At 59.0% G+C, this 15840-nt stretch carries 13 protein-coding genes and 3 pseudogenes; 6 read left to right on the top strand and 10 right to left on the bottom strand.

Going from position 1 to position 15840, the window contains the following annotated elements:
- Nucleotides 1-122 precede the first annotated feature (122 nt).
- The 4 genes from ACGLHR_RS23640 to ACGLHR_RS23625 form a co-directional block, all read right to left on the bottom strand.
- Nucleotides 123-332: a hypothetical protein gene (locus ACGLHR_RS23640; RefSeq protein WP_400096605.1), complete on the bottom strand. Its 210-nt coding sequence runs from the start codon at nt 330-332 to the stop codon at nt 123-125.
- A gap of 97 nt (nt 333-429) precedes the next feature.
- Nucleotides 430-1614 carry an acetyl-CoA C-acyltransferase gene (locus ACGLHR_RS23635; protein WP_400096604.1) on the bottom strand — a complete coding sequence of 395 codons (1185 nt, stop codon included), beginning with the start codon at nt 1612-1614 and terminating at the stop codon, nt 430-432.
- 171 nt (nt 1615-1785) lie between these two features.
- Nucleotides 1786-2520 carry an SDR family oxidoreductase gene (locus ACGLHR_RS23630; protein WP_267602028.1) on the bottom strand — a complete coding sequence of 245 codons (735 nt, stop codon included), beginning with the start codon at nt 2518-2520 and terminating at the stop codon, nt 1786-1788.
- A 377-nt stretch (nt 2521-2897) separates the two neighbouring features.
- A complete protein-coding gene (locus ACGLHR_RS23625; protein WP_400096603.1) occupies nt 2898-3476 on the bottom strand; it encodes a TetR/AcrR family transcriptional regulator in 579 nt (192 codons plus the stop codon).
- Between the two features lie 558 nt (nt 3477-4034).
- Between ACGLHR_RS23625 and ACGLHR_RS23620 the strand changes: the two genes are divergently transcribed.
- From ACGLHR_RS23620 to ACGLHR_RS23605, 4 genes and pseudogenes are all read left to right on the top strand, one after another.
- Nucleotides 4035-5708 carry an AMP-binding protein gene (locus ACGLHR_RS23620; protein ID WP_400096602.1) on the top strand — a complete coding sequence of 558 codons (1674 nt, stop codon included), beginning with the start codon at nt 4035-4037 and terminating at the stop codon, nt 5706-5708.
- Nucleotides 5709-5774: 66 nt separating this feature from the next.
- On the top strand, nt 5775-7544 hold the full coding sequence (locus ACGLHR_RS23615) for an acyl-CoA dehydrogenase C-terminal domain-containing protein (RefSeq protein WP_400096601.1): 1770 nt from the start codon (nt 5775-5777) through the stop codon (nt 7542-7544).
- A gap of 455 nt (nt 7545-7999) precedes the next feature.
- Nucleotides 8000-8188, top strand: coding sequence for a hypothetical protein (locus ACGLHR_RS23610; protein ID WP_267602031.1), 189 nt, complete (start codon nt 8000-8002; stop codon nt 8186-8188).
- Between the two features lie 160 nt (nt 8189-8348).
- Nucleotides 8349-8423 (top strand): annotated as a pseudogene (locus ACGLHR_RS23605) (transposase); the annotation flags it as partial.
- 37 nt (nt 8424-8460) lie between these two features.
- On the opposite strand, the gene ACGLHR_RS23600 reads toward ACGLHR_RS23605, so the two are convergent.
- On the bottom strand, nt 8461-9057 hold the full coding sequence (locus ACGLHR_RS23600) for a TetR/AcrR family transcriptional regulator (protein ID WP_400096600.1): 597 nt from the start codon (nt 9055-9057) through the stop codon (nt 8461-8463).
- Nucleotides 9058-9140: 83 nt separating this feature from the next.
- On the opposite strand from ACGLHR_RS23600, the gene ACGLHR_RS23595 reads away from it, so the two are divergent.
- Nucleotides 9141-10025, top strand: a complete 885-nt coding sequence (locus tag ACGLHR_RS23595) for an SDR family oxidoreductase (RefSeq protein ID WP_400096599.1) — start codon at nt 9141-9143, stop codon at nt 10023-10025.
- A gap of 226 nt (nt 10026-10251) precedes the next feature.
- Here the strand turns inward: ACGLHR_RS23595 and ACGLHR_RS23590 are convergent, their stop codons facing one another.
- The 3 genes from ACGLHR_RS23590 to ACGLHR_RS23580 all read right to left on the bottom strand — a co-directional run bounded on the left by ACGLHR_RS23590 (nt 10252) and on the right by ACGLHR_RS23580 (nt 13166).
- On the bottom strand, nt 10252-11121 hold the full coding sequence (locus ACGLHR_RS23590) for an AraC family transcriptional regulator (protein WP_267602034.1): 870 nt from the start codon (nt 11119-11121) through the stop codon (nt 10252-10254).
- Between the two features lie 406 nt (nt 11122-11527).
- Nucleotides 11528-12451, bottom strand: a complete 924-nt coding sequence (locus tag ACGLHR_RS23585) for a 3-keto-5-aminohexanoate cleavage protein (RefSeq protein ID WP_400096598.1) — start codon at nt 12449-12451, stop codon at nt 11528-11530.
- Between the two features lie 343 nt (nt 12452-12794).
- Nucleotides 12795-13166 carry a hypothetical protein gene (locus ACGLHR_RS23580; protein ID WP_267602035.1) on the bottom strand — a complete coding sequence of 124 codons (372 nt, stop codon included), beginning with the start codon at nt 13164-13166 and terminating at the stop codon, nt 12795-12797.
- Between the two features lie 287 nt (nt 13167-13453).
- On the opposite strand from ACGLHR_RS23580, the pseudogene ACGLHR_RS23575 reads away from it, so the two are divergent.
- Nucleotides 13454-13666 (top strand): annotated as a pseudogene (locus ACGLHR_RS23575) (MerR family transcriptional regulator); the annotation flags it as partial.
- 101 nt (nt 13667-13767) lie between these two features.
- On the opposite strand, the gene tnpC reads toward ACGLHR_RS23575, so the two are convergent.
- Nucleotides 13768-14112: a Tn3 family transposase post-transcriptional regulator TnpC gene (gene tnpC, locus ACGLHR_RS23570; protein ID WP_400096597.1), complete on the bottom strand. Its 345-nt coding sequence runs from the start codon at nt 14110-14112 to the stop codon at nt 13768-13770.
- Nucleotides 14105-15019: pseudogene (locus ACGLHR_RS23565) on the bottom strand (Tn3 family transposase); the annotation flags it as partial. The pseudogene ACGLHR_RS23565 and the gene tnpC, both read right to left, overlap by 8 nt.
- Between the last annotated feature and the right edge of the window lie 821 nt (nt 15020-15840).

Genomic DNA, 15840 nt, shown 5'->3' with positions numbered 1-15840 from the left:
CCTAATATATGACGTGGTGAAATTTGGGTGGAACGTTTAGCAAAGCCCGCTTACCTGCTGCGGATCTGACGACGGATGCTCCACGATCCCTGTCGAAATCGGCCCACGCTCCGCTAGCGCGGTCATACAGCCTGCCCAGGTACGGGACTCACCGACAACAAGTGCTGGTGAGCAGATCGGGCAGCTTCGAATTTTCCTCGCGCATCGTCTGCCGATTCCGCCGCTACCGTGATGACACCTGCCAGCTCGAGTTCAGCGTTTAATACAAAAAGGGAGAATATCTGTGCTGCCTTCTGCGAAACGTGATCATTTCCAAACGCCGTGTCTTTCATTGCTATCCTCGGTTGGATCCTCTGTATGGTGGCATCGCAATCGCCGCGATACCGGTTATAGATCTGAGGTGACCGAAAACCGTGATCCAATGGCGATTTACGCTACCTCGAACAGCCCCGCCGCCCCCATTCCGCCACCGACACACATCGTGACGACAACGTATTTCTCTCCACGGCGTTTGCCCTCGATCAGGGCGTGACCCACAAGCCTTGCACCCGTCATGCCATACGGGTGCCCGATGGAAATCCCGCCACCGTTCACATTCAATCGGTCCGGATCGATTCCAAGGCGATCGCGACAGTAAAGAACCTGGCACGCGAACGCTTCATTCAGTTCCCACAGACCGATATCGCTAACCTTCAACCCATGCCGCTCCAGGAGTTTCGGGACTGCAAAAACCGGGCCAATACCCATTTCCTCGGGCGCACAGCCCGCCACCGCGATGCCGCGGTAGATACCAAGAGGCTGCAATCCGCGCCGCTCGGCCAGGCGGCGATCCATCAGGACCGAGGCCGAGGCACCATCCGAAAGCTGACTTGCGTTTCCTCCGGTGACGACGCCGCGGTCGATGACTGTCCTGAGCTTTGCCAACCCCTCCACCGTTGTGTCGGGACGGTTCCCTTCGTCGCGGTCCAGTAGCACGTCACGGAAACTGATCTCCCCTGTCTCCCTATCCTGGATAGCCATGGAGGTTTGGAAGGGTACAATTTCGGCTGTAAAGCGGCCCCTCTCCTGGGCAAGCGCCGTACGGCGCTGTGATTCCGCCGCGTAAACATCCTGCGCCTCTCGGGAAATGCCATACCGCCCCGCGACGAGTTCAGCGGTCTGCAGCATCGGCATATAGGCATGTGGAACCCGCTCAATCAATTCTGTGTCGGCCGCACTCGTCATCCATTCGACAAAACGGTCCTGAACCAACGAGATGCTCTCTTGCCCCCCTGCCACCACCACGTCCATCTCGTCCACAATGATTTGCTTTGCTGCGGTGGCCATCGCCATCAACCCAGAGGCGCATTGCCGGTCGATGGACTGACCCGCGACGTTGACCGGAAGTCCGCCGGCTAGCGCGCTAAGACGGCCAATGTTCATGCCGGCCGTGCCTCCCGGCATCGAGGTACCGATCACTACATCCTCAATCTCTTCCGCGGCGATTCCGGCACGCTGAACCGCATGCGATATGACGTGCCCCATGAGGGTCGGCGACTTTGTGTTGTTCAACGAACCCTTATAGGCGCGACCGATCCCGGTCCGTGCCGTCGAGACAATGACTGCTTCCCTCATGCTGCCCTCTTGATGATGTGAATACCGGGGTAGACATCCCGCTATGACCGCGTCTCTCTCTGACGCATCGCTAAGCTGGGCCACCAACAGACAGAATGGAAAATTTCTTCGGATGGCAAGGCATTGCGATCGTGCGGAAGCGGTCTCTATCCCATTGGTCAGACGTTTTGATTACCAGGTCTCAGTCCAGGGACGCAGGTCGAGTTCAAAGGTCCAGGCGTCGCGTGGTTGCGAATGAAGGTACCAGTAGTTCTGCGCGATATGCTCCGGATTCAGGATGCCATCCTGGTCTTTCAATGCATAACGATCCGGAAAATTGGTGCGGATAAAGTCAGTGTCGATCGCGCCGTCCACCACAATATGGGCCACATGGATGTTCTTCGAGCCGAGTTCGCGGGCCATGCTTTGCGCAAGCGCGCGAAGCGCATGCTTGGCACCCGCAAACGCGGCATAGTTTTCCTTGCCTCGCAGACCCGCAGTAGCGCCGGTAAAGAGAATCGTGCCGCGTTGACGCTGTACCATGCGCTTGGCAACTTCCCTTGCGTTCAGAAATCCTGCAAAGCAGGCCATCTCCCAGATCTTGAAGTACTTTCGCGCTGTCTCCTCAAGGATGGAAGAAGGCACATTGGCGCCAATGTTAAATACGAGAACGTCAATTGGGCCGATCTCGGACTCAATCTTGTCGATGAGGGCGACCACCTCCTCCTCCTTGCGCGCGTCCGTGCCAAACGCGTAGGCGATTCCGCCGGCATCGTGAATGGAGTCAACCAGCGGTTGGAGCTTGTCCGCTGTACGACGCGTCACACAAGCGACCATGCCCTCCGCGGCGAAACGCTTGGCGATTGCACCACCCGTGGAGTCCCCCGCTCCGATCACGAGCGCGACCCTCTGCTCTCTGACATCCATCACCGTCTCCTTTATTAACAAACGATCGTTTAGTAACGAAAGAGTACTTCACCCCCGTGCAGGAGTCAAGGGCGACTTACCCTAACGCACCTACAACGAAAAAGCTCAGGAGCACGCTGTGCGCGGCACGCGAGGTGGCGAGGATGGTAAGGATGAAAGAAGAAAAGCCGCGACGGCACTTGGCTGTATGGCTTCGCGCGCCGGGGCCCGAAGCGGAAGCATCGACAGCACGTGCGGTGCGGCCCGGTTCGGCAGTTGAAGCCGTCGCAATGAAAGCGCGGTACCGCGGCATGCACGCACATATCTGCGCGCATCGAGAAGAACTCACAAGGGCGCAGAACTGCGCCCGGAGGAGGTGGGTGCTACATCGGCACCGCTTAGGTCTTGCTGAGGGGTTCGAGCCGTTCAATAGACCGCCCGAGAAAGCGACGGCTGGAAGCGAGAATCTGCTGCCTGGTCCGGTCGGTTTCAACCACCCGGGCCAGCAAAATGGCACCCACGCACTGCGCAATCAACGCCCAAGCCGCATCCGGATCGTCCAAACGCTGCCTCCAACTGCTCTGCAGCTTTTTCGCGCTTTCCTCCACTGAGGCGCGGACTGCTGGCCCAGACCTCGCGATTTCAGGTCCCAAGGTCGGCAGGACGCACCCTGATTCCGGATGCAGCGCATGAGAACTGCTGAGATAGCTTCTGATGCGTTTCACGAAATGATCTTCGGCCGTCTCATCCTCGCCTGCGAGCATTTCAGCGCTGTTGGTCAACTCCCGCTGGATGACCTCCGCGAACAGTTCCGCTTTAGAGCCAAAATGACTATAGAAGGCGCCCCCCGTGAGCCCGATGGCACCCATCAGGGCATCGACTCCCGTTGAATCGAATCCCCCCTTTTTTGCAATCGCTTGACTACTGTTAAGGAGTTTCTCCCGCGTCTCCTGCTTGTGCGTGCTTGAGTAGCGCATTTTCGGCTCACTTCGAATTCAGGACATGGCACGAATTATAGCATGACGATCGTTCAGGAAAGTTCTGCCTCGGGTTGATGCTGCGGCGCAACGGACTGCCAATTCCCAAGATACCGGCCTGCGCTCGCCAGGGCTGGGTGCCGCGGATGCCGTCCTGTACATCGGCCGTCGAAGCCCGTCTAAGCGCTGTCTCTTCTCGGCTCGACTGAGTGCCATCCTCGGGACACGAAGGCGCCCAGCTCGCGTCCCGCTCCTATGCCGTGGGCACCAAACGGCATGCGCAGGTCAAATCACCAACCGCGAATACTTGTTGACATCACTCAGTGTGTAACCTAGCATGTTTGCAAAACGATCGTTAACTAAAGAGCCACGCGCCATCTGTTTGCGCCAGTCCCCGGCACGAGAATTCGGTCGGTAGGCCTACCAGTGAGCTGCGCGTTCGTCACGATGCTTCTCACCACACGGAGTCGATTTCATTCGGAAAGCCGTGGGGCAGATGGCAACAGAGCGAAACAACCCTGGGGTCTAACCAGGGTATAACAACTGAGAGACATCAATATGGAAGCCAGACGCTGGCATAGCTCCTATCCGCCCGGGATACCGCTTGAGATTGATGTGGACGCGACAGCGACACTGGGGTCCATGATTGCAGGCGCGGTCGCCTCGTTCGCCACGCGTCCTGCGGTAACCTGCCTGGAGGAATCACTTAGTTACGCAGAGCTCGGCATTCTGTCTGAAGCGCTTGCGACTTTTCTGCAGCAGTCGGGATTGAAAAAGGGGGACCGTGTAGCGTTGATGCTGCCAAGTTGCCCCGCTTTCCTGATAGGCTTGGCAGCGGTATTTCAAGCAGGGATGGTGGCGGTTCCAGTCAACCCACTGTATACACCGCGTGAATTGAGGCATCAGCTACAGGATTCTGGCGCCACCTGCATTATCGTCGCCGACCAACTGCAGCCGTCGCTGCAGCAAGTGCTGGAGGAAACCAGCATTGTTCAGGTGCTGACGGCACCGGTTGTTGGAATGAAACCCATTGTCGGTCAACTCGTGGCACTCGCAAAAGACGCTGGCGCTGCTCAACAAGCCGGCACGACCGGTGGTCGCACGTGCCAACCTTTAGCCCACGCGATTCTGCAGGGAAGCAGAGGCAGTCTTTCCCCGGTTGCACAGACCGCTCAGGACATCGCCATTCTGCAATACACCGGTGGCACGACGGGTGTTTCCAAGGGGGCAGTCCTCACGCACAAGTCAGTTTGCGCGAGTTTGGCGCAAATTTTGACTTGGGTTGGACCACCGTTAGCAGGCTCGGAGGCATCGATGGTGACACCGCTGCCTCTGTATCATATCTTCCCGCTTGCAACTGCACTACTGGCGCTATCGCTCGGTTGTGAGAATCGCTTGGTTCCCAATCCGCGTGAGGCTGGTTCTGTGCTTGCTGAATTGAAGCGGCGGCCGTTTCAGTTGCTTGTCGGGGTCAACACCTTGTTCAACAGCTTGGTGAACACACCGGAACTCATTTCCGTAGACTTCAGCGCTACCCGTTTGGTGATTGGTGCCGGGGCGTCAATCCAGGACGCTATCGCAAAGCGATGGCTCGCGGCCGGTGCTCCCCCTGTTACCGAAGCCTATGGTCTTACAGAGACCTCACCGAGCGCCACCTTCAATCCTCCTGGGCGAAGTGGGTCGATCGGCATTCCTGTGCCTTCGACCGACGTTCGCCTAGTAGATGAAAGTGGGCACGACGTCCCACTCGGTGTTGCCGGCGAACTTCTGATCAAGGGACCACAACTCTTCAGCGGCTATTGGAATCAGGAGGACGAAACACGGAAAGCGTTCCTTGATGGTGGCTGGTTCAGGACGGGCGACATTGTGGTCATGGACGAATTGGGATTCATGACAATGGTCGACCGCAAGAAGGACATGATTCTCGTCTCAGGCTTCAACGTTTATCCGAATGAGATCGAGGCCGTCGTCGCTATGATGCCCGATGTCCTCGAGGCCGCCTGTATCGGCGTGCCTGACGACCGTTCTGGCGAGGCCCCGCACCTCTTCATCGTGCCATGCAATATGGCGCTCACCACGGAACAAGTGGAGGCACACTGTCGCTCCCATCTTGCCGCCTATAAAGTGCCACGACACATTACGTTTGTCGATGCCCTGCCCAAATCAACGGTGGGCAAGATCCTGCGTAGAGACTTGCGTTCGCGCTTGGTTGCCGAGCAAAGCAATGCATAGCGCCCCGCTCAGCCCTTCTCGATTTCTCTCTGGCCTGCCATGCGGCTGCCAGCACACCCGGACCTTATGAACTACTATCACGCCCCGCTCCGCGATCTTCAGTTCGTGCTGCATGAGCTGCTCGACGTGTCCACCGGCTCCGCAACTGCCGAAATTGCCGATCCCGACACGATCAACCAGGTAATCGAAGCCGCAGGTCAGTTCGCTACAGAGATTCTGGCGCCCCTGAACGGCATTGGAGACCTCCAAGGCTGCACCATGCCTTCGTCAGGTGTGGTGACGACGCCTGAGGGATTCAAGAACGCGTACAAGCGATTTTCTGAGGCGGGCTGGACCGCACTGGCATGTCAATCGGAGCATGGTGGTCAGGGACTGCCGAACGCGGTCAATGCAGCTGTCATGGAGATATTCGCTGGCGCTAACATGGCCTGGGCGGCTTATCCTGGTATGTCGCAGGCGGCTTACACATGCCTGGCGGCAAATGGCTCGGACGCGCAGAGGGCGCTCTACCTGCCGAAGCTAGCTTCCGGCGAATGGGCGGGAACCATGTGTTTGACCGAGCCGCATTGCGGCACCGACCTCGGACTTTTGCGCACCCGTGCTGTACCGAATGCCGATGGCACCTTCGGCATAACCGGTACGAAGATCTTCATTTCGGGAGGCGAACACGACTTCACGGACAATATCGTCCATTTGGTACTCGCCCGGTTACCGGACTCGCCCCCCGGCGTCAAGGGTATCTCCCTCTTCCTTGTTCCAAAGTTCCTGGTGTCGCCTGAAGGAGATCTGGCCGAACGCAACGCAGTCACTTGTGGCTCCCTGGAGCACAAGATGGGCATCCATGCGAACGCCACCTGCACGATGAACTTCGATGGTGCAACGGGTTATCTGGTGGGCGAGCCAGACAAGGGGCTCGCGGCTATGTTCGTTATGATGAACCACGCGCGGCTCCTTGTCGGGGTCAATGCAATCGGACTGATGGAGGCGGCGTACCAGAAGGCACTGGGCTATGCAAAGGACCGCACACAAGGAAGGTCCCCAACAGCATCGGCCCGTAACAGCCCGGCGGATCCGATTATCGAGCATGCTGATGTGCGCCGTATGCTGCTGACTCAGAAAGCATATATCGAAGGAACACGAGCATTCGCGCAGTGGGCATGCCAGCTGGCCGACACCCAGCACTTCGGCGATGACTCCGGGATTCGGCATCAGGCGGCAGAACTCTCTGCGCTGGTTACACCGATCGTTAAAGCATTCAGCAGCGACCTCGCCGTCGAATGTACCAGCTTGGCAATGCAAGTCCTTGGTGGACATGGCTATATCGTGGATAACCAGGTCGAACAGCATCTTCGTGACGCACGTATCATCCCGCTCTACGAAGGTGCCAACGGCATTCAAGCCATGGACTTCCTTGGACGCAAAGTTCTCCTCGACCAGGGCACACGGCTGGAGATGTTCCTTGCAATCGTCACCGAGTTCATCAACGCGAATGCCGATAATCCAGTCCTGCGGGAATTCACCGCCCCGCTTTTGAGCGCGACCGATGTGTTGCGGAATGCGACGCACGAAGTATCGATGCAAGCCAAGGCGGATCCTCACGTCTTGGGAAGCGTTGCTGCATCATATCTTCGGCTTGCCGGTCATGTCGGTCTAGCATGGATGTGGGCACGTATGGCTGCGATCGGGCTCGTCAACGCCGCCTCTGCCGACCCGATCTATGCATCGAAAATCGCGACGGCGCGCTTCTATTTCAAGAAGCTGCTACCCGAAATACAATCTCTGGCAGCGGCGATCGCCGCCGGCTCCGGTCCGATCATGGAGCTTGATTTCGGCTAACGCGTCCACTTTCGCTATGGTCTGTTTGGCGGCAGCCGCAGCAGAATGCGCTGCCGCCATACAGAGTTTGCTGCATGCCGGGCACCGAAGAAGTTGGGCTCTACAACCAAGCGCAGCATGGGAAAATATGACAATGCCGAGTTCCAATTCTGGATATACACGGCGCATCGGAACGAAAGTGCCTCGGGTTAGCATTGCTGCCAGAGCCGGATTGAGTGTGGAATCTGCCACCGAAAATTTGAACCATACCACCAGGTGCTCATGGCGCTAGGTTCTTCCCGGGAAGTACGAATACTCCAACCCGAAAGCGCCGTCTCCGATCTGTCAATCCGCGACAACGAACTCACGCACTGAATTTCTCTTCAGCCCAAAGTCCCCACCAAGGATTTTCGCTGCGAAATTTCAAGCCAGTTGCCGTCGAAGTCCCGCACAAAGGAGACATCGCAGAGCCTGACATGCGCATCCCCCTCACGTCCACCGCGCGCCAGGACACCTGCATGCGTCTGGACCATGTCAAAGACCTGCACAGTACCGTAGCGATAGCCTGGAGCGCGCAACAGTGGATCGGTAGAAACCGATTGATCCTGATGCAGCAAGGCCCTTTTATCGAGCAGATCCTGATCTCGCGCGAAAACTATCACTAGACTCGGCCGCCCGAACTGGGCTCGTTCCCGCCAGCGTGATTCGGTGCATGACGCGACGGAATCCGTGGTAGTCGTCAATCGGGTTATGCAACATGCACCTGTTGTCCCAGAACGCAAATGCACTGCGGCTCCTATGCGAAGCGGCACGTGGATTCCGAGTAGGCGCACGAACGTGGTGGGCATCTTCCCCAACTACGCATCCATCCTGCGCCTCGTTGGCGCCATGATGATGGAAGTCGCGGTCACATTGAGGCCATCGAGCCCGTATAGGCTCAAGATCTCGTTTGTGCGACACCGGCCGCCGGCCACGCCAACATCACAACGGCGATCATGCGGTCCAATTCGCCCCTGCTAGCACCCGCCTGCGGCAAATTCAAGATCGTTTGCATCACGCCGAGAAAATACCAAGCCAGCGCAGCGACATCTGCATCAGTTGGCAGTTCGCCATCTGCAATTGCTTCCCGAAGCAGACCTTCGAGCAGATCGCGCTGCTGACTCATCCCCGAGAGCGCCGCCTCCTGCCCTGCTGCCGGCAGATCGACTAGCTCGGCACAACTTCGTGCGAGCAGGCAACCAAGGGGGCGACGGGACCCCATCGGCAGCAGCCCCCGCAGCAGCGCCTCGAGCCGCGCACGGGCACTGCCGCCCTCGTATGACTTCATCCTCCGTAGCACCCGATCCGTATAAGCTGCAAGTGCCATCTGGAACAGGCCATCTTTGTCCTTAAAACGTTGGTAAAGGCTTGAACGCGATAGCCCGGTCGCTTCCGTCAACACGTTGATCGATGTAGCCGCGTATCCGTGACGCCAGAAGGCATCCAGGGCTGCATCAATGACGGCACCTTCGTCGTATTGCGGCTTACCGCTCATTCAAATACCCTTTGACAAGTTGGAACCATCGTTCCATGATGTGTGAATCGTTCGTTCCATGATACATCTTAGAGGTACTAACCATGATCAACCCCTCCAAGGCTAAGATCAAGAAACCGCGGATCGCCATCGCGGGGGCAACAGGACGCGTTGGGGCTACATTGACGGCGTTGCTTGCCGCTGACCCAATCGACCTGGTCGCGCTAACGCGCCAACCCAGCACAGCGCGACTGCCCGAAGGGGTGATCCCATTCAAGGTCGACTTCAAACGCGCGGACACGCTTGAGGAGACCCTACGCGGCATCGACTGGCTCTTCATCGCGCACGGCACCTCCCTCGAACAGGTCGCCAACGAAATCGCGTTGATCGATGCAGCAGTTGCATCAGGCGTTCGGCACATCGTCAAACTGTCCGCCCTTGGTCCCGCGACCCGACTTCTTCCCATCGCTTGGCACATGCAGATCGAAGCGCATTTGGCGCAGCAGCCGATCGCATCTACCGTCTTGCGCCCTAGCACTTTCAGCCATGTGCTCAAGCGTCTGGGGCCACACATCGTTGCCGGTTCCTGGGCCGGCGCAGCGGGTAACGGGCGTGTGAACTTCATCGATACCCGCGACGTTGCTGAAGTGGCCCGCATTGCATTGCTCGAGGAAATCGAGCCGGCGTCGCAACGTGCGTACCACCTGTCTGGTCCACGTGCGTGGACCATGAACCAGGTGGCAGAGGAGTTGGCCCACCTACTTGGACATCCGGTTACTTACGTCGAACGTTCGCCTGCCGGGCAGAGAGAGGCTCTGCTCTGCGCCGGACTTGCTCCGCTCGTAGCCGATCTTTTGGTTGGACTCGACCAAATGTTCCGCGAGTCTGTGATCGCCGAAACGACCTCGACGGTCGAGGAACTGACCGGAAAGGCCCCACGTTCGTTAACGGAATGGTTGACCGACAACCTAGACGTATTTCGAGCGTGAGCTCTCCATCGGTTGGTGTCCCAGGAAGTGGGGTAGTCTTGTGCCACTCGCTGCGCGGCAAAGCGCGTAGGGCGTAGCCCGAAGCGGCTTGCCGCGCAGCGGCCATTTCGTTCTGGGTGGCCATCGTGAAGTCTGGATTAGTTTGATGTGCGATCCACCGAACTTTGTCCTTGAAGGAAATCACGATGACCAACGCCACTACGGCACCCCGGGGCCGCTTAACGCATTAGCGCGTCGCAGCCCTGCGGAAATCGGACGGCGTGACGCCGGTCGCCTTCTTAAATGCGGTGCTGAAGTGCTGAGCGTGGCTGAAGCCGCAATCCAGGGCGACTTCAGTTGCGGTGCGACGAGGATCCAAGAGGAACTCTTTGGCCCGCTCGAGACGCAAACCGTACACAAAGCGCAATGGCGTCTGCCCGGCACTTTCGCGAAAAGCCCGCATGAAATGTCGGGGACTGACACCGGCAACTTGCGCCAAGCCCTTGATTGTGAACGGCCGTGACAAGTCGGCCTCGATGTAGTCGATAACGCGCCGCAAGCTGCTAGGTGGGAGGCCACCGCACGGCCGAATGGCGGCTCTCTGGCTGCCGTCGACCCGCGCCAGGAGGGCGAGTGCTTGCATTGCCCAGCCTTCGGCGAACAACCCATAAAGGCTGTCTGCATTGCGCGCCTCACGGCATAGGACCGAAAGGCCACGTTGCAGATCTTCGTTGCCAAAGGCAATCAACGGCCGATTGAAGTGGCAGCCGGCTTCGGAGGCAATGGCCGGGTCAAGGAAGACCACCGTGTAGTCGAAGCACGGGGCTACGTCGAACTCGCCTTCGACTGAAATCGAGGCCGGGAACAGCGCAAGGTTTGTTCCTTGTGTTATTCCCGAGTGGATGCGGCGGCCGTCGAGTTGCAGATGCAACTCTTTGAGGCCGTTACGAAACCAGAACAGCGCGAGCCGCGGCTGACGAAAACGCCAAGAGATGGGCCCGGTCGCCCGACGCGCGAGGACTTCAACATGGGTGGTGCGCGAGTCAACAATGGTGCCGGATATGAGTTCGCCCCCAACCTCGCGGTATTCAGCTTGTGAGTCAAGGTGACCATGCATTGCTTACCTCCACTTCGACCTTGCGTCCAGCCTCATTGTGCGCGCGGCCGATTGACCTCGCAAGCGAATCAGTCGCTGGTGAATACCCCTTATGGGGAGGGTCGCTGACGCATGGACGTCAACCGCGTTCGCTTTGCCCCCGCGCATCGTGCACCTTGGCTCGACTCGTGCTGGTCTGAAGCAATAGCGATGCGATGAGCCAAGACAACGGGCCCGCGAGGGGCCCGGCATCAAGCACAGTAGGTCGGCGATTTAGGTCTAGCCGACGGCGTCGCCACATCTCGGTGAAAGGCACTGCTGGCCGATTGCAGCGTCGGCCGCACCGGCGCGCCTGATCTCGGCGCTCAGCCCCATGGACCTCGCAACGCGATTTGCTTGGCAAAAAACGCCGCCCCTGTTCCTTCTCTCAGAACTTGACGTTCCCAATGCCCTTCAATTGCAAGATTTCCCGGGCTTCGTTCGGGCTGGCGATTTCGAGTCCAAGCCCCTCGATAATCTGGCGCGCCTGCCGCACCTGTGCGGCATTGCTCTCGGCCAGCGTGCCCCGTCCAAGCCACAGGCTGTCTTCCAATCCGACGCGCACATTGCCGGCCATACTGGCAGACATTCCTGCAAGGCGAAGCTGATCTTTGCCTGCCCCCAGCACCGACCAGTGATAGTCATTGCCGAACAGCCGGTCGGCCGTCCGCTTCATGTGCAACACGTCGTCAGGATGCGTGCCGATACCTCCCAGGATGCCGAACACGGTCTGAACAAAGAACGGCGCCTTGACCAGACCGCGCTCGACGAAGTGCGCCAAGTTGTAGAGGTGGCTCACGTCATAGCACTCGAATTCGAAGCGCGTGTCATTGGCGGCACATTGCGCTAGGGCGTATTCAATATCCTTAAAGGTGTTTCGGAAAATCAGGTCACGACTGGCTTCGAGCGCTTCGCGCTCCCAGGCATGCTTAAATTCCTTGAAACGCGCCAGCATTGGGAACAGCGCGAAGTTCATGGAGCCCATATTGAGTGAAGCCAACTCGGGCGCAAAGCGCATTGACGGCTGAATGCGCTCCTCGATCGTCATGTAGGGCGAGCCGCCACTTGTGATATTTAACACTGCATCGGTGCGTGCCTTGATTTGCGGCAAGAATCGGCCAAATGCATCGGGGCTCTGGTCCGGCTTGCCCGTGACAGGATCGCGTGCATGAAGGTGAATGATCGCGGCGCCCGCTTCGGCCGCGCCGACCGAGGCTTCAGTAATTTCTTCCGGTGTGACCGGTAGATACCGTGACATTGAGGGCGTATGAATCGCACCGGTGACAGCACATGTGATGATGACTTTGCTCATATCTGAATCAGGAAATCCGCATCAGGCGGCTTGCATTCGCTGTTGCCAGCTTAGGGCGGGTTGACTTCATTGACTTGTCTTCTCCTATCTTCGGTACGAGGTTCGGGATGCGGCGGGGCCGATACCTCGCCCCGGGTAGTCCGAGCGTGGCGCGCGCTGGTTGAATCTAATGGCACGGCGCAAGCGCTCTTCGAGCCTCATGGCTGGCGAACCGCCGGGCGGTAGATTCACGACTCAGTTGGAGCGCGCCCGGACCGCTGCGGGATCGGCTCGAATCGCTCGGTAGTGCGGTCCGGCTGGCAGGTTCTGAGTCGCCGGCATGCAGATGCACGATGGCCGCACCTCACACGCGAGGGGCTTCGGGCAGGCGTTCACCGCCGCGCACGACGTATTTGGCGGGATACAGTGTGACGAGAACCTCGACTTCGTCTTCCGTTGCCCCGGTGCACGCGCTCCAGATCGAGCTCACTTTTTTGGCCAGCGATAGTATGGCGCCGTCGCTGCGCCCATCACGTATGTGGCAGAAGATCAGCGTTTCGGAAGTGGGCTCTCCCGAACGGTAGAGGTTGTCGGGCGTGGCTTCATGGAATACGACGCTAATCAAGTCGAGCGGCGAAAGGATGATCTCCCTGATCGCGCTCGTGAACTCGCTGGCGATCCTGGCTTTGACGCCAGCTTCGATTCCGACCTTGCATTCGCAAACAATGATGGGCATGTTGTGTCTCCGTGAAGATAGGGCTGCTGAGGCCTCAGTCTCTCGGAACTTCGCCGCCGGTGATTGCAACAGGGCGCCACCACTTGCTTGGAAGTGCCATGACATGGCGTCGTGCCGCCGGTCCTCCGCTAGACGCCCGGGCGCTGCAGGGGCGGCTGACGGCAGCTTTGGCACAAGCTGGCGGCCTGTTTTGAGGAATCGGAATTCGCCGGACTGCGTTTTTCGAAAAATCAATGACTTAACAGTTGTCCATCGGGCACGCCCGACCCCGAAGGATGAGGCGCGTCGAACTGCTTCGCTTGGAGGACGACACCCATTGCGAGGAAGCCAGCAGCCTGGCCGAGCGCAAGCTCAACGACGTGCGCGCAAAGCTGGCCGACCTGCGACGCATGGAGACCGTGCTGTCCGAGCTGGTGTGCGCCTGCCATGCCCGCCAGGGCAACGTATCCTGCCCGCTGATCGCATCGCTGCAATCGGGAAAAGTGTGCCAAAGGGCGTAGTGCACGCGGCTACGCCGCTCCGGCTCGTTCCGGCTTCTGTTCTGCCGCTTTGTCGCAGCCGGCTACATGCGCCGTCTCGACGGGCAAGCGACCTGGCCGAGTTAGACATCGTCGCGGGGGCGCAGCGGCTCTAGTGGACACAGCGCTTGCACCGCGCGCTTGAGCAGCACGATCCAGTCGTCCAGTTCTTCTGTGATGGCCTCGGCTTGGTCCACGATGGTCGGACCAGTGGTTGGATACGACAATGCGGCGCCGTTGATCTGAGTATGTGCCATGCCGTGCAAGCGCAGCAGATCGTCGCGCAGCCCGGCTGGCTCACAGCAACGCGCGCGGATCGCATCGAGTTGGTCCACCACGCGCAGGATGGTGGTCGTGTCGAACCTGTCTCGAAGCGCTTGCAACGCCTCGGCGTCGACCCTGCCGTAAGGGGTATCGGTGTCAGGCATGGCGAGGCTTGCGGACGGAATGGGCGGGAGCGGCGAAGAGGCTATCGCGAATCCAGGCTTCCGGCACCCGCTCCAGGTTGAGTTTATAGTCGCCGAAGCGCTTGATGTTGCTGGTCAGGTAGGGACTCAGGAAGCCGATGTCGGCCACGTCGATCTTGATCCCTTCCTTCACCATCGCGCGCAGGGCCTGCATCATGTCCGCCGTGTTCTGCAGAATCACGGCCGAGGCGATCAGGTCGTTGTAGCGCAGGCGCTTCTGCTGTTCGTCGGGGTCGTTTTCGGCCAGCACGTCACCGCCGAACGCGAACCATTTGGCAAAGCCATTGTAGGACTCGATCTTGTTGGTGGTGGCGGTGATCTCCTGGCGTAGTTCGCGGCTGCCAATCCATTCGAGCAGGAACGCCGTGCGCACGACCTTGCCGAGTTCCTGCGCCGCCAGAAACAGGCGATTGCGGCGGCTTTCCGAGCCGAACCGGCGCAGCAGGAGCGGCGAGGAGATTGTTCCGGCCTGGATCGATAGCGCTACCTGCATCAGGTCCTGCCAGTGGAAGGCGATCAGGTCCCAGTCCACGGTGTCCGAGAACAGCCGGTCGATGTGCTTGTATTTGGTGTTGGTATCGGCACGGTAAAGCTTCAGATCCTGCCAGTTGCGGATGCGCGGCATCAGGTTGATGCCCAGCAGATGCGTGAAGGCGAATACTGCCGCCGACTGGCCCTGGGTGTCGGCGTGCACAGTATCGGCCTCGACGCTCAAGCCGGCCTTGAGCAGACGCTCGATCACGTAGATGGCTTCCCATACACCGGGCGGAATGAAATGCCGGAACACCGCGATGTAGTTGTCGGCCACGTGCCGGTAGGCCACCGCGCCCATCTTGCGGTAGCGGAAGTGGTAGCCGGCCAGCAGATTGCATCGCTTACAGATTGCCGGTGCTGCGAGATCGAAAAACAGCATGGCGGCAATTCCTGCAATCGGGTTCGCTGCCCATTCCCAACGCGCGCCTAGAGCCTTGGGCACGAGTCCAGCGATGAACTTCGTGGCACCATCTACTGTCAGCCCGCCTTCGCCAGCAATTTTCTGGAGTTCAGTGTCCGATCCGCAGAACTGCTTCTGCAGGACCTGATAGACCTGACGGAACAAGGATGCTCCCACCGTCGCACTTGACTCCTTGTCGTCAATAACGGCAGCAAAGCTGCGCTCGTGGGCTAGGCTGCGCCGGCGAACACCTCCCGCCGCAAAGTTCCCGCCTTGGCCAAGGACGCTAAGGTGACTCCCCCCCAGCTCCGCATAGTAGTCCTTCAAAATCTCGTCTCGGTTCATTCCCCTCTCCTGGCGATTCGCCAAATGGCGCATAGCCAAACTAGGAGAGCAGCGCACGTGCATCAATACTACCGAAGGGGGAATACCAAGGTGTGCACGCAGCACAGGAAGACAAAAGCCCGCACGCCGAACCGGGCGGGCCTACTCTTACTTTCTCTTTAACCAGTCCGGCATGTCTGGCCGGTACACCTTTCCGTCCTTGCTCATCCCCCACAGGTCGGAATAGCCAAGGTGGTTGATGGGCTCCGCGTAGGGATCGACGGTGAGGCGCTACTTCTCACCATGCCTGCACCCACACCGCTGAGCACCATGCCCGGTAGCCACTGCGTCAGATAGGCAGGTGTAATGCCGGGCACCAGCAAGAACCACACAGCACTGCTCGCGTAGAGCACGCTACCCACCACCAACAG

Origin of the sequence: Cupriavidus sp. CuC1, from assembly GCF_044627735.1 — a bacterium.
GTDB classification, from domain to species: domain Bacteria; phylum Pseudomonadota; class Gammaproteobacteria; order Burkholderiales; family Burkholderiaceae; genus Cupriavidus; species Cupriavidus ulmosensis.
This window is presented reverse-complemented; position numbering and strand designations above follow the sequence as displayed.